Annotated in this window: 13 protein-coding genes; 4 read left to right on the top strand and 9 right to left on the bottom strand. The window is 49.4% G+C overall.

Features of this window, described 5'->3' with window-relative positions:
- Positions 1-121: 121 nt before the first annotated feature.
- The 3 genes from FHD02_RS19445 to FHD02_RS19435 all read left to right on the top strand — a co-directional run bounded on the left by FHD02_RS19445 (position 122) and on the right by FHD02_RS19435 (position 3,141).
- Positions 122-871, top strand: coding sequence for a 4'-phosphopantetheinyl transferase superfamily protein (locus FHD02_RS19445; protein WP_042311427.1), 750 nt, complete (start codon positions 122-124; stop codon positions 869-871).
- 30 nt (positions 872-901) lie between these two features.
- Complete coding sequence (locus FHD02_RS19440) at positions 902-1,468, top strand: NADPH-dependent FMN reductase (protein ID WP_003023832.1); 567 nt, start codon at positions 902-904, stop codon at positions 1,466-1,468.
- Between the two features lie 209 nt (positions 1,469-1,677).
- On the top strand, positions 1,678-3,141 hold the full coding sequence (locus FHD02_RS19435) for a sigma 54-interacting transcriptional regulator (RefSeq protein ID WP_255597425.1): 1,464 nt from the start codon (positions 1,678-1,680) through the stop codon (positions 3,139-3,141).
- Positions 3,142-3,182: 41 nt separating this feature from the next.
- On the opposite strand, the gene phsC is transcribed toward FHD02_RS19435, so the two are convergent.
- From phsC to adeP, 5 genes are all read right to left on the bottom strand, one after another.
- Complete coding sequence (gene phsC, locus FHD02_RS19430; RefSeq protein ID WP_137371340.1) at positions 3,183-4,790, bottom strand: thiosulfate reductase cytochrome B subunit; 1,608 nt, start codon at positions 4,788-4,790, stop codon at positions 3,183-3,185.
- A gap of 8 nt (positions 4,791-4,798) precedes the next feature.
- The gene (locus FHD02_RS19425; protein ID WP_137361470.1) at positions 4,799-5,215 is read right to left on the bottom strand and encodes a cytochrome c3 family protein; all 417 of its coding nucleotides are present in this window, start codon (positions 5,213-5,215) and stop codon (positions 4,799-4,801) included.
- Between the two features lies 1 nt (position 5,216).
- Positions 5,217-6,797, bottom strand: a complete 1,581-nt coding sequence (locus FHD02_RS19420; RefSeq protein ID WP_249935549.1) for a flavocytochrome c — start codon at positions 6,795-6,797, stop codon at positions 5,217-5,219.
- A complete protein-coding gene (gene hutH, locus FHD02_RS19415) occupies positions 6,794-8,500 on the bottom strand; it encodes a histidine ammonia-lyase (RefSeq protein WP_220394206.1) in 1,707 nt (568 codons plus the stop codon). Before hutH ends, FHD02_RS19420 begins: the two co-directional genes overlap by 4 nt.
- Positions 8,501-8,815: 315 nt before the next feature.
- Complete coding sequence (gene adeP / locus FHD02_RS19410) at positions 8,816-10,153, bottom strand: adenine permease AdeP (RefSeq protein ID WP_220394205.1); 1,338 nt, start codon at positions 10,151-10,153, stop codon at positions 8,816-8,818.
- A 167-nt stretch (positions 10,154-10,320) separates the two neighbouring features.
- On the opposite strand from adeP, the gene yieH reads away from it, so the two are divergent.
- Positions 10,321-10,986 carry a 6-phosphogluconate phosphatase gene (yieH, locus tag FHD02_RS19405; RefSeq protein ID WP_003827040.1) on the top strand — a complete coding sequence of 222 codons (666 nt, stop codon included), beginning with the start codon at positions 10,321-10,323 and terminating at the stop codon, positions 10,984-10,986.
- A gap of 121 nt (positions 10,987-11,107) precedes the next feature.
- Here the strand turns inward: yieH and phoU are convergent, their stop codons facing one another.
- From phoU to pstC, 4 genes are read right to left on the bottom strand one after another with little or no spacing between them, the layout of a single operon-like run.
- Positions 11,108-11,833 (bottom strand): phosphate signaling complex protein PhoU, encoded by a 726-nt coding sequence (gene phoU, locus FHD02_RS19400; protein ID WP_003023824.1) that lies wholly within the window; start codon positions 11,831-11,833, stop codon positions 11,108-11,110.
- 14 nt (positions 11,834-11,847) lie between these two features.
- On the bottom strand, positions 11,848-12,621 hold the full coding sequence (pstB, locus tag FHD02_RS19395; RefSeq protein ID WP_003023821.1) for a phosphate ABC transporter ATP-binding protein PstB: 774 nt from the start codon (positions 12,619-12,621) through the stop codon (positions 11,848-11,850).
- A 46-nt stretch (positions 12,622-12,667) separates the two neighbouring features.
- Positions 12,668-13,558 carry a phosphate ABC transporter permease PstA gene (gene pstA / locus FHD02_RS19390; protein ID WP_003827037.1) on the bottom strand — a complete coding sequence of 297 codons (891 nt, stop codon included), beginning with the start codon at positions 13,556-13,558 and terminating at the stop codon, positions 12,668-12,670.
- Positions 13,558-14,517 (bottom strand): phosphate ABC transporter permease PstC, encoded by a 960-nt coding sequence (pstC, locus tag FHD02_RS19385; RefSeq protein WP_008786549.1) that lies wholly within the window; start codon positions 14,515-14,517, stop codon positions 13,558-13,560. Before pstC ends, pstA begins: the two co-directional genes overlap by 1 nt.
- Positions 14,518-14,582: the final 65 nt, after the last annotated feature.

Here is a 14,582-nt window from a genome sequence, read left to right as displayed (position 1 = left end):
AAATGTAAATGTCGCGTAATGTATCCCGTTTCCGTTTATTTTTTAACCCGTAAAACCTGCCTGAACGCCGTGTAAATGTTACTCTGGTTATAATCACGGACCATTAATCACGGAGCGAAAAATGGCGACACATTTTGCCAGAGGGATTCTTACGGAGGGACACTTGGTTTCAGTTCGTCTCCCTACTCCATATCACATTGAAGCAAGTAATCTACCCGCTCACCGTCGAACACGCTTCCTGGCCTCCCGAAGTCTTCTCGCAGAACTGATGTTCATGCTTTACGGCACCAGCACGTTGCCTGAGATTGTTACTGAGGCGAAAGGTAAGCCCGTTTTTCGCGATAAAAACCTGCCGGGATTTTCGATTTCTTATGCCGGAAATATTGTTGGCGTTGCACTGACAACAGAAGGTGTTTGCGGCCTGGATATGGAGCTTCAGCGAGCGACACGCGGTTTTCACAATCCGAATTCAACACAAACCTGGCGCTTCTCCAGTAACGAAAATCTGTGGATCAATAACCAAAACGACCCTAACGAAGCGCGTGCGCAACTCATTACGTTGCGCCAGAGCGTTCTCAAACTCACCGGCGATGTGTGTAATGACGATCCGCGCGAACTCCAGCTTTTACCCGGCGCAGGGCGTCTGAAATGTGCCCATGTTGCGCAGGTTGAAGCCATTTGCGATGCGGAAGATGTGCTGGTGTGGTCGGTTGCGGTTACGCCAACCATTGAAAAACTCAAGGTTTGGGAGTTTGATGGTAAACAGGACTGGAAAAGTTTGCCTGATATCCAGACTCGCGCCAATGAGCCAACGGGTCGTCTGATCCGGTTCTCTCAATTATGCGCAGCGAAAAGCCATACGCTTAACTGATTTAACCTTCATGATGAAACAGGAGTCACCATGTCTGAAACATTGAATGTTGTTACGTTACTGGGAAGTCTGCGCAAAGGTTCGTTTAACGGCATGGTTGCCCGCACACTGCCTAAAATTGCGCCCGCAGGAATGGAAGTGAGCGCGTTACCGTCGATTGGTGATATCCCGCTGTACGATGCCGACCTCCAGCAGGAAGAAGGTTTCCCGGCCAGCGTAGAAGCGCTGGCAGAGCAAATCAGGAAAGCTGATGGTGTTGTTATCGTGACACCGGAATATAACTATTCTGTTCCTGGCGGACTGAAAAACGCCATCGACTGGCTGTCCCGCCTGCCCGATCAGCCATTATCTGGCAAGCCGGTACTGATTCAGACCAGCTCAATGGGCGCTATTGGCGGCGCGCGCTGTCAGTACCATCTGCGTCAGATCCTGGTGTTCCTCGACGCCATGGTGATGAACAAGCCGGAATTTATGGGCGGCGTCATTCAGAACAAGGTGGACCCGCAGACGGGTGAAGTCATCGACCAAAGCACGCTGGACCATCTGACCGGTCAACTGACCGCATTTGGCGATTATATTCAGCGCGTGAAAGCCTGATAACGAAATTCATTTTTTATTCTAAAATAATCCAGTAAGTGTTTATGCTTCTGGATTATTTTTTTGCTTAAGCCTGTCCCATCACTCACTTTTCTTTGTTTTTTCTCCTTCGTTATTGTGGCATAGTGATACTTAATATTGCAGTTGCAACATCAAATATATTTGATACGTTTTTTCGACATGTAGCCAACGTGAATAATGGATATACCATGGACAGGACATTTTCACATCTGAGAACCGCATTATGTAGCAGTACACAACTGGAGAAATCCATGTATGCCTGCCTACAGTCGATACCAGACTCAATAATTTGTGACGGTATTTTCTTTAACTACTATCGTAATGATATTCGTTGTATTCAGTTTTTAGCGTTAGCAACGCACAAAACGGCACGATTGAAACGAGACGTTATTCCTATCCCCGAAAATATTGCCCGACAATTCAATCATTCAGATAATTTTTCTACTCAGGTTATAGATAATCTGAGCCAATGTCCGTTGACTGAATACGTCGTTAGCACCTGTTTTCGTAATATCAAATCGCTAATCCTGATGCGCATGCATCTGGACGGCCTACGCCTTGGTGCAATGGGTATATTTAGCCATCATGCTAACGCCTTTACACCTCAACATGCTGAATTATTTGAATCAGTAAGAGGTGAACTCTCCTTACTGGCTTTTATTGCCCTGTCACGGCAAAATCTTTTATTGAATAATACTCCGCCTCCTTTGCCCGCGTTTTCTGTCGCAGAAGAAAGTGAAAAATTTGTTATCAGTCAAACTAATACTCATCTGTATCAGCTGTACCGCTCCTTGAGTAAACTGGCAAATAGCAAACAACCTATTCTACTTCTTGGGGAGGATGGTGTCGGCAAAAAAACGTTTGCCTCAGAAATTCAACAACGCAACCCAAACCACAGTAATTATTATGGATTTATAACGCCTCAGGGCCAGTTGATCATTATGAGAAACGGTGTTGTGGACAGGACAATAAGCATCGACTTAAGTAAACCACCCAACATTGCTTTATTTCTGATTTTACATCAGGGTTCTTTACTCATCAAAGAAATAAAATCCTTCCCTGAACGCTGGCAAACCTTTCTGCTCGGGCTTCATTCAAACTATCTCGAGTATTGCCAACTACAGATCATTGCTATACAAACACAACCATTTTCAATGGTACAAAATCCCGTAAACAACGATATATCTAATGACTATCTGACAAGCCAACGGTATGCAAATATTCTCTGTCAGGTAATTACACTACCCCCGCTACGATATCGTCATGATGATATTCCTCTGCTATTAACACACTATTTGAGGAGGTTATCAAGCCAGCATAAGCATACATCTTTACCCGTATTAGGCGATGATTCTCTCCGTTCATTGTTAAAGTACAACTGGCCTGGTAACATTTCGGAATTGATTGGTCTATTAGAAAATGCTTTTTTCCGTTGCACAACCAACGAATTGAATATTGTTTTACCGCGAGAGAGGGATACCTTATTAATTAGCACACTGGATGAGGCTATACGCCAACACATTCAAAAAGCATTACAACAAACTCGGGGAAAGATATCTGGCAAAGATGGCGCCGCAGCGTTACTTGGTATCAACAGTAACACGCTGTACAGTAAAATAAAAAAACTGGGTATAGTCGTTAAAGATAAATGATCTTCCCCCCTTTCCCACATCCGGGAAAGGGGAGACACCCATTATTTTTTCTTTCTGGAACGATGGAAACCGTCAAGCATACCTTTAATGAGTGCGCCTGGCGTATCACCTGTACTGCATAAATAAAGATGTACGATAATAAAGACTACCATCACCACTGCCAGACCGTAATGAAGCCAGGCCACAACCTGCCTACCCGGCAACGCCAATAACGTTTCGGGAGTAAGAGCAGGAAACATCATCAATAACCCAGTCACGATCAACATTGGCAATAATAAAAACATCACGCAGATATATCCCAGTTGCTGGAGGATATTGAATTTGGCCTCTGACGATGCATGCTCTGGATGATATTCACCACGGAAAATGCCATATAGATAATAGCGTGTCTGACGGATAAACCGCCCAACAAAACCTTGCCAGCGCACGCGATAGTGATGTCCGTTACCAAATATCGCCACCAGGATAAACCCCAGCCAAATAACGCATAACGCTACACCAGCAATATTATGCACATCGACCCAAAGTGAGAATCGCGCGCTTACCCAGTGTAATGCGCAACCGCTTATGATTAGCGCAGCGAAACACAGCGCATTCAGCCAGTGCCAGCAACGAACAGGAAGTGTATAGAGATAACTTTTCTCCATCGGCATATCAGCGGTACGGCGTGACATGATAAGCCGACCGAAACCATGACAGAGTAACAAGACAACGAAACCGCCTAACCCCCAGGCTATGAGGCGATCTGCCTGCCCGCTTCCATTATTACCAATCATATAGGTATCGGTAAACAACACGCCATCGATCTGACGAACCATAGGAACACGAGGCGCCACCGTCGCCAGTTTTTCTCTGAGAGACGTATCATCAAATAACCCTTTTCCAAGCAGACTTCCAACCAGCGCATCTTCATCCGGCGCAAACGTTTTTAGTCGGGTAGCCAACAACGCGCTATCTCCATGACATTGTTCACAACCGATCGTTTGCGAGGCAGGCTGAATACGATGCAAGGTGGTATCAGCTATATCAGCATGGCAATCAATACAGCGTAAGCTCTTGAGATGTTCAGTTGCATAAGGGAGCACTGAATGCGCCATATCCTGAGACGTTGAGGCTTTTCCCCCTGACAGCTGCGTAAAGACCCCCGCCCGCGAATGACAATTCGTACACATCAAATTATCGTCGGCAATCCGTTGTTTACCCGGATGATTGATTTCTCCCGCAGTCATGGTGTGTGCGTTATGACACGAGGTACAGGAGAACTGTCCTTTGGCGATCTTTTCATTGTGTACGCTCTGCTGTATGGCATGTACGGTATCGCGCATTACCACACCATGACAGCTTTCACAGTTCTTATCTCCTCCTGCATTTAGAACATGAGGAGTAACAGAAAATCCCTCACTACCAGGTTTACTCTGATGGCAAGCGATACACGGCACCTCACCATGCACACTGTCGTGATACTTATCCGGGGAAACAAATAAGTTATTTTGCACTTTATCCGTCGAGATTCCCTCAATATCTTCGTCTGCATGGCATGCCAGACAAGGTTGATTGAGTTGTTCTGTCGGAATTGGCGCAGAAAATCCCGCCAGCGGCATCGCCCCTACCAGTAGGAAAAAGAAGCTCCTTGTTAACAATCCGCGCATGATTTCCCTCATGGCTTCATATCCGGATATTTAAAGAGATGGCAATTATTACAATAAATCACCGAGGGTTTATGCTCGTTATGACAAGCAGTACAAGGAACGTCTTTACCGTAATGCATTGAATCATGCGGGTTAGGCTCAGCATTCTTATCATGTGGATTGGGTTGCGTTAATTCGGCAATCTGATCGCGAGAACCGTGACAATTAAGGCAAGACTTATCACTGGGTGCAGCAACTGGCGTACTGGCGCCATGGCACAACTGACATGATGTATCGCGTCCGGTTGCTTCCAGTGAATGATGATAAGGCTTAACGTTCATTGTATTCAGTTGCTGATGAAAAGCAGCTTCATCGTCTGCCGCAGCGATCATCTGAGAAAAACCACCAATAAACAGTAGCAACAGGGCTATCCATAACTTTGCCATGTTAAATTCCCTCAACATCAAAGACATCATCTGCTGCGCTCGCGGCGGCAACGCTGGCACCCGCAATTCGGCCAAACACCAGACAATCAGCCACAGCACAACTACCAAGGCGGCTTCCACCATGTGAACCCGCGGTAGCCTCTCCGGCTGCATACAGACCCGGGATCGGTTTACTATCTGCAGCATTAAGTACCTCTGTTCGCATACTTATCTGCACACCGCCCATTACGTAGTGCACTTTGGGCCATACACGTACGGCGACAAATGGCCCTTTATCCAGCAAAACCGCACGACTCACATCTTTCTTCATGCGATCGCCCCCTTTACGCGCTACGGCGGCATTGTAGGCATCCACTTCTTCTGCCAGTACGTCGTAAGGTATACCGAAATGCGTAGCCAACTGCTCCAGTGAGTCAAACTGCCAGGCCACGCCATAGTGCAGAGCATGCCCCAGGCTTTGTGCCAGTTTTGCGCCTTCAAGCGTGGTGAAACAGATGGGATAGAGCGGATTCCCCTTTTCATCGACTTGCGCCAAAATCCCCTCTTCACGCTCTTTACGATCGGCAAGTTCGTTTGTGAAACGATGACCAGAGCGCGGGTTAACCATGATTCCGTTAGGAAAACCTGAGATAGTATTGAACTGCGAGACGTAGCCAAATCCTCGTTCGTCCGGCGAAGACCATGGACCTAACTGGATAAGATCAAGCTGTACCGGCGTTGCGCCAATACGCAGCATTTGCACCAGACATTCCGACGTGGCGCCTGGATGATTAGTGGAATCAACACGTTCATCCAGCATAGGATTTTGCATTTTACGAAAACGCAAATCATTGGAAAAACCGCCTGAGCACATCACCACGCCGTAGCGGGCGCCGTAATGTCTGATCTGACCGCTCATTTCGTCAGGGAAACGATAACCATCGCGAACTGTCAGGCCAGTTACACGCCCTTGGGCATTTTGTAGGAAAGATTCCAGTTTGCAGCGAGAACGAAAAACGACGCCCATTTTTGCAGCAGATTCTTTCAGTGGTCGGGTGATCCCCGCCCCTGAGCTCTCGACCGTTTGCAGCGTTCGGGGTACTGAGTGGCCGCCAAAATGCTGCACAAACGGTTTATATTTCACACCATGTCGGAGAGTAAACTCATAGGCCGCCATGGTATTACTGACCAGAATTTTCAACTGATCTTTATCATTAAGCCCGCGTCCGGCTTTCAGCATGTCCTTAAACATCAGCTCAGGAGAATCGACGATTCCCTCTTTTTCCTGTAGGGGAGAACCCGCAACAGCAACAGCGCCACCGTTAATCGCTGAGTTACCGCCAAAAACAGGCATTTTATCAATCACCAGTACACTGCGCCCGGCCTGTGCGGCTTCAAGCGCAGCGGCTAACCCGGCGAAACCACTTCCAACGACAATCACATCGTAGACCTTATGGTAACGAACCGCCGAAGCTGGGGCGCAGCTATCCTGCGCCCGCGCTTTTCCCGTCAGCGCCGTAAGCGCGCCGCCTGTCGCCAGAAGAGTGCTTTTCGTTAAAAAGGCTCGCCGCGACGCATTAACGGTTTTTTTCATTGTCGTCATTTGCTCCCTGTTTGCGCGCTCACCAAAGATCCAGCGGGAAACGATGCGACTAACGCAGATGAATCCGCAATGTTGTCGCTGAAAATCCGATCCTGCGAAACAAACGGTACTTTTTCGCGATAAGCGGCGAAGAGTTTGCCGGTCAGTTCTCCCAGTTTCAGGTCAGGATTTTTTTGCTTGCGTAGATCAACAGCCTGACTGGCATGCAACAGTTCCAGACCATAAATGCTGCGCATATCATCAGCGATCTGACTCAACCGTTTGGACGCCCGGAGATTGTTGGTATATGTATCTTCAATCGTGCCCGCCATCGGTTGTCCATCAAGGGATACGGGATTAACCAGATCGCGAATATCCGCCAGTAGCGCAACCTGTGGCTTCTGGATAGCACCGAAAGCATGCCCTTGTTGATTGGTGTCAGAGGCGAGGAATCTACTCAGTCCGGTGAAATGATCGTCAGATAAATGCAAAGTACGCTGAACGCTGTTATGCGCCAGATGTCCCATCGCTAAAGACAGATTCTGAATCGCCAGCGCCAGTGGCAGCGGTTCAAAATTAGATGTCGGGAAAATCGCGCCGCTGATGGTTTCGCCGTTGGTTTCTTTAGCACTAACGAAGTACTGCTCAACCTGGCTATTTTCAGCCAACGAACGATCGGCATTTACAATCACCGCCGGGTTGTCATCCGAGCTATTCATCTGGATTTCCAGCATTTGATACGCTTCATTCCATTCACGACGCGCTTCATTAAGAACAAATACCGTCGTACGGAAAGAGAGCGGGTCCTGTAAAGGACGTCCATCCTGATGCTGCCAGAGATAAGAGCCGTTTAACGCATTACGAATAGTTCCGCCAGTATCCTGAATTCCGGGGAAAGGCCGCACATTTAAACTTTGGTACAAGAATGGAGCAACGTTGCCATTCAGGGCTTCCAAAGATAACCCAAAGATCGCTGGCGTAACGTTAATAATCTGTCTGGATTCCAGTAAGGCCCAAGCAGAGTAGGCTGTTGATATTGCATTAGAAGAAAGAATTGAAAGCGCATCTTTTCCCAAGGGTTCCAGCTTCTTAATACCCGCCTGTTTCAGCGCTTTTGCCGAATCCATCTCGACACCTTTCACGCGAACGCGCCATTCACCAATCATCACATCGCCAATATGAGACGCAAGAGTGATATCCGCTTCACCAACGGAACCGCGTGAGGGGACAACAGGGGTAATATGCTTATTGAGAAACTGCTGATACATTTTGGCAACCTGCGGTTGAGCACCAGTATTTCCCGTTAGCATCGTATTAAGGCGAATAACCATTGCCAGACGCACAAGTTCATCCGGCATATCAGGCCCAACACCCGCCGCATGAGCATGCAACGCATTGATATTAAACTCATGAGAAGCCTGAAGAACTTCTGGAGTCAGTTTTCCATGCGCATCGAACAATGATTTATCTTTATTGAGACCTACCCCCACCGTCAGCCCGTAAACCGGAACGCCTTTTCCTGCAGCAATCATCAAGAGTTTGTTTGCTTTATCGACGCGTTCCATCGCTGTTGAAGCAATGTCGACCTGTTTTTCCCCTTGGGCAATAGCCCATGCATCATCCAGCGTCAATGAATGACCATCCAGTGTTACGCTGGTGGCCGCGTTAGCGAATAGTGGACACAACAGAGATACGCAGAACGTCGCAATGACCGTCTTCTTCATTTCTTAACTCCTTTTAATAGAGATAAGAAACAGTAACGAAAAAAGCCTGTGCAAAAGTTGAAATAGCCCCTGCATTTATTAAGGCTATTTTTGATATTTCAAAAAAAATCAAAATGAAAACATTTCAATTTATTAACAGATAATTCACCAGTTCAAATTACAGCGTACGATAAACTAATCAGATTTAAGAATCGTGAATAAATCACTTAGGATTTTTTGAAGGCAAGATAATTTCAGACTTGCTAGTGGGGAAGAGTAAAAAATCAGAAGAGATATGCTTCAGCCTTAAATCAAAAGACTGAAGCATGCTTTACATCAGTGCGCGTCGATAAACACAATCTTCAGCACAAACAGCAGCGCGACAATGATGACGCACGGGCTGAGATCGCGCAAACGTCCGGTACCAATCTTCATCACGCAGTAAGAAATAAAGCCCAGCGCAATACCTTCGGTAATTGAGAAGCTAAATGGCATCATCACGGCAGTAATAAACGCCGGAACCGCTTCTGTAAGGTCATCCCACTTCACGCGCGACAGGCTTGATGTCATCAGGACGCCAACGTAAATCAGCGCACCTGCTGCTGCATAGCCCGGTACCATCCCCGCCAGCGGCGACAGGAAGATAACCAGCAGGAACAGCAGGCCAACGACCACGGCGGTCAGACCGGTACGTCCACCGACCGAAACCCCGGAAGAAGATTCGATATACGCAGTAACGGAAGAAGTCCCGATAAACGCCCCGGTAACCGACGACACGCTATCCACATACAGCGCTTGCTTCATGCGCGGGAACTTGCCCTTCGCATCCGCCAGACCGGCTTTATCCGTAACGCCAATCAGCGTACCGGAGGAGTCGAACAGGTTAACCAGCATGAACGAGAAAATCACACCCGCCAGGCCAATGTTAAACGAACCGGCCAGGTCGACATGTCCGATAACGGACATCACGCTCGGTGGCGCAGAAACGATACCGTTGTAATGAACATCGCCCAGCATCCAGCCCAGCAGCGTGGTCACGATGATAGAGATCAGCACCGCCGCATGAATATTACGTGACGCCAGAATAGCGATGATAAAGAAGCCCAGAATGCCGAGCAGTACGCTGTGGGAGGTCAGGTTGCCGATGGACACCAGCGTGTCTTTGTTGGCGACGATAACACCGGCGTTTTTCAGCCCCATCATGCCGATGAACAGACCAATACCGCTGGTGATCCCCACACGCAGGCTAACCGGGATATTGGCAATCATCCAGTAACGAACGCGGAAAATCGTCAGCAGCAGCAGACCAACAGCGCCCCAGAAGATAGCGCCCATACCAATCTGCCATGACAGTCCCATCGCGCCAACGACCACGAAAGCGAAGAATGCGTTCAGGCCCATAGCAGGCGCAAGTGCGACCGGCAGGTTGGCAAACAGGCCCATCAGGATGCTACCAAATGCAGCAATAAGGCAGGTGGTAACAAAGACAGCGCTGGTATCCATGCCAGCCACGCCAAGAATTTGCGGGTTAACAAAAACGATATACACCATCGTCAGGAAGGTCGTTAAACCGGCGATCACTTCGGTCCGTGCCGTCGTGCCATGTTCGCGCAGTTTGAACACGCGTTCCAGCATCCCCTGGCCAGAAGCCTGGGTTGTGTGTTGTTGACTCATTATCAATTTCCGAACAAGGAGGGAAAATTCGTCGCTATCCTATACCAAAATGCGACAATAGGGTTGGGTTATGAGCAACTTTTTTCATTGATTTTGCTTATACGGCAACGATTGCGTCGCCCAATAATGCATTACGAAAACGTTAAACTTGTTAAAACGGAAATGACATGTCCCAGATAGAAGCCGTATTTTTTGACTGTGACGGTACCCTTGTCGACAGTGAAGTGATTTGTTCTCGCGCGTATGTCAGCATGTTCCAGGCGTTTGGCATTACGCTCGATCTTGAAGAAATTTTCAAACGCTTCAAGGGGGTAAAGCTGTACGAGATCATCGACATTATCAACGAAGAGCACGGTGTCGAACTGGCAAAAGCCGATTTAGAACCGGTTTACCGCGCTGAGGTCGCACGTCTGTTCGATACGGAACTGGAGGTAATTGCCGGTGCCAATGCGCTACTGGACAGCATGGCCGTACCAATGTGTGTGGTCTCTAACGGTCCAGTCAGCAAAATGCAGCATTCGCTGGGTAAGCTGGGCATGTTGCACCATTTCCCTGATTTACTGTTCAGCGGCTACGATATTCAGCGTTGGAAGCCCGATCCGGCCCTGATGTTCCATGCGGCGAAAGCGATGGACGTTAACGTTGAGAACTGCATTCTGGTTGATGATTCCAGCGCAGGTGCGCAGGCGGGGATTGCCGCCGGGATGGAAGTGTTCTACTTCTGCGCCGATCCGCATAACAAACCGATCGATCATCCAAAAGTGACGACGTTTACCGATCTGGCACAGTTGCCGGAATTGTGGAAAGCGCGGGGTTGGAATATCGTCGAATAAACAGTAGGCCCGATAAGCAAAGCGCCATCAGGCGAATGGCGCAGAATGCCGGATGCGGCGTAACACCTTATCCGGCCTACAATAGCGACGCCGGGGGATCCCGGCGAACGCAACAAACTGCTTATTCCTTCGGATCTTTGCCCGCCAGCAGCTTATCCAGCTCATCCCCGCCCACGTGACGGAAGTCTTGTCCCTTCACGAAGTAGAAGATGTATTCGCAGATATTCTGGCAGCGGTCACCGATACGTTCGATGGAACGTGCGCAGAACAGCGCGGTCAGCACGCTTGGAATGGTACGTGGGTCTTCCATCATATAAGTCATCAGCTGACGCACGATGCCTTCATATTCCTGGTCAACTTTCTTATCTTCGCGATAAATACGCACTGCTTCGTCCAGATCCATACGCGCAAACGCATCCAGCACGTCATGCAGCATTTGTACGGTGTGGCGGCCCAGTGATTCCAGGCTTACCAGCAGCGGCTGGTGCTGTTGCGAGAACTTCTCCAGCGCGGTACGGCAAATTTTGTCCGCCACGTCGCCAATACGTTCCAGCTCAGCGATGGTTTTGATAATCGCCATCACCAGACGCAGGTCGCTCGCTGTCGGTTGACGCTTGGCGATGATACGCACGCAGGCTTCGTCGATCGCCACTTCCATCATGTTGACGTTCTTATCGCCTTCAATGACGCGTTTTGCCAGCTCGCTGTCCTGGTTGTGCATCGCCGTGATTGCATCAGAAAGCTGCTGCTCGACCATGCCGCCCATGGTCATCACCTGGGTACGGATGCTTTCCAGCTCTGCATTGAACTGGCCGGAAATATGTTTATTAAGGTTAAGGTTATCCACAACAAGCTCCTGAATCAGCCGTAACGACCGGTGATGTAATCTTCAGTTTGTTTCTTCGCGGGCTTGGTGAACAGATCGTCCGTGTTGCTGAACTCAATCAACTCGCCCAGGTACATAAATGCCGTGTGATCGGAACAACGCGCAGCCTGCTGCATGTTGTGGGTAACGATAACGACGGTGTAATCCTCTTTCAGCTCAGTGATCAGCTCTTCGATACGCCCGGTAGAAATAGGGTCGAGCGCTGAACATGGCTCATCAAGCAGAAGCACTTCCGGGCGAATGGCGATACCACGCGCAATACACAGACGCTGCTGCTGACCACCCGAGAGAGAGTACCCGCTCTGGTGTAATTTATCTTTGGTTTCGTTCCACAATGCGGCCTTGGTCAATGCCCACTGCACACGCTCGTCCATATCCGCACGCGAGAGTTTCTCAAACAGACGTACGCCAAAAGCAATGTTGTCGTAGATGGACATCGGGAACGGCGTCGGCTTCTGGAATACCATGCCCACTTTGGCACGCAGCAGAGCGATATCCTGGGTATTGGTGAGAATATTGTCGCCATCCAGCAGGATTTCACCTTCCGCACGCTGCTCCGGGTACAGTTCAAACATTTTGTTGAACGTACGCAGCAGCGTTGATTTACCACAGCCTGACGGCCCGATAAACGCCGTTACCTGGTTTTTAGCAATATCCAGGTTGATGTTCTTCAGGGCATGGAATTTGCCATAGTAGAAGTTCAAATCACGAACCTGAATCTTACCTGGGGCAGTATCAACCATACTCATTTCAATCTCTTCCTCATCCGGCGCCGCATCAGCCACGCCGTAAAAATTAACCGTGTTTCTTCTTCGCGAAAATGACGCGCGCCAGAATGTTCAGCAGCAGTACGCACAAGGTAATAATCAGTACCCCGGCCCAGGCCAGTTGCTGCCACTCAGCAAACGGGCTCATAGCAAACTTAAAGATAGTGACCGGCAGGTTGGCGATAGGCTGCATCATGTCGGTGCTCCAGAACTGATTGGAGAGCGACGTAAACAGCAGCGGAGCCGTTTCACCTGCGATACGAGCAATCGCTAACAGAACGCCTGTAATGATCCCCGAGACAGACGCCTTCAGGGTGATTGCAGAAATCATCTTCCATTTCGGCGTACCCAGTGCATAGGCAGCTTCACGCAGGCTATCCGGCACCAGCTTGAGCATGTTCTCCGTGGTACGAATAACAATGGGCACCTGCAGCAGCGCCAGCGCGATAACGCCCGCCCAGCCAGAGAAGTGTTCCATTTTTGCGACCACAATGGTGTAAACGAACAGACCGACTACGATTGATGGCGCAGACAGCAGAATGTCATTGATAAAGCGGATAACCTCAGCCAGCCAGGACTTACGTCCGTACTCTGCCAGGTAGATACCCGCCATAATGCCAAGCGGTGTACCAAACACGGTCGCCCACAGAATTAACAGTCCGCTACCGGCCAGGGCGTTCGCCAGACCACCACCCGCTGTATTCGGCGGAGGCGTCATTTCGGTGAACAGCGCCAGCGACATACCGTCAATACCACGGGTGATCGTGGACATCAGGATCCAAATGAGCCAGAACAGACCGAACGCCATGGTCGCCATAGAGAGCGTCAGCGCGATGCGGTTCTTCAGACGGCGACGTGCCTGCATTTTACGGCGGGACTCCGCCAGCGCAGTGGTGTTTTGCATTTCAAGCGTAGCCATTAGCGTGCCCCCTCGTTCTTCGCAAGGCGCATGATCATGAACTTAGACGCCGCCAGTACGATGAAGGTGATCACAAACAGAATCAGACCCAGTTCCATCAACGCAGCAACGTGCAGTCCCGATTCCGCTTCGGCAAATTCATTCGCCAGCGCAGAGGTAATACTGTTGCCCGGCATGTACAGCGAGGCGCTATCGAGCTGGTAGGTGTTACCAATGATAAAGGTCACCGCCATGGTTTCACCCAGCGCGCGGCCCAGACCCAGCATCACACCACCGATCACACCATTTTTGGTGAACGGCAGGACGATACGCCAGATAACTTCCCAGGTGGTACAGCCGATGCCGTAGGCTGACTCTTTCATAAGCACCGGCGTTTGTTCGAACACATCACGCATAACCGCAGCAATGTACGGAATGATCATGATAGCGAGGATCACACCAGCCGCCAGAATACCGATACCAAACGCCGGGCCAGCAAACAGCGCGCCAACAAACGGAATGTTGGAAAGGATGTTTCCGACCGGCTCCTGGAAGTACGTCGCAAACAGCGGGGCAAAGATAAACAGGCCCCACATGCCGTATACGATACTCGGAATTGCTGCCAGCAGTTCAATAGCGATACCCAGCGGACGACGCAGCCAACCGGGTGCAAGTTCAGTCAGGAACAGCGCAATGCCGAAACTCACCGGAACGGCAATCAGCAATGCAATAAACGAGGTGACCAGCGTACCGTAAATCGGTACCAGCGCGCCGTAGATATCGTTCGGCGCATCCCAGTCTTTGGTCCACAAAAAGGAGAAACCAAATTTCTGAATGCTTGGCCAGGAGGAGATAACCAGAGAGACAATAATGCCACCCAACATCAATAGCACAATCAGCGCAGCCAGTTTTACCAGCGCGCTGAATATCATGTCACCCTTTTTACCCGGTGGGTTAAAAGCAGGCTTGGTTGCAGCCATAAATCACTCTTTAAGTTAAACGCGTTTACGAAATTGCCCTGCCGGATGGCGCTACGCTTATCCGG

The organism is Citrobacter sp. EC_71 (assembly GCF_019584005.1).
GTDB lineage: Bacteria > Pseudomonadota > Gammaproteobacteria > Enterobacterales > Enterobacteriaceae > Citrobacter > Citrobacter werkmanii.
This window is presented reverse-complemented; position numbering and strand designations above follow the sequence as displayed.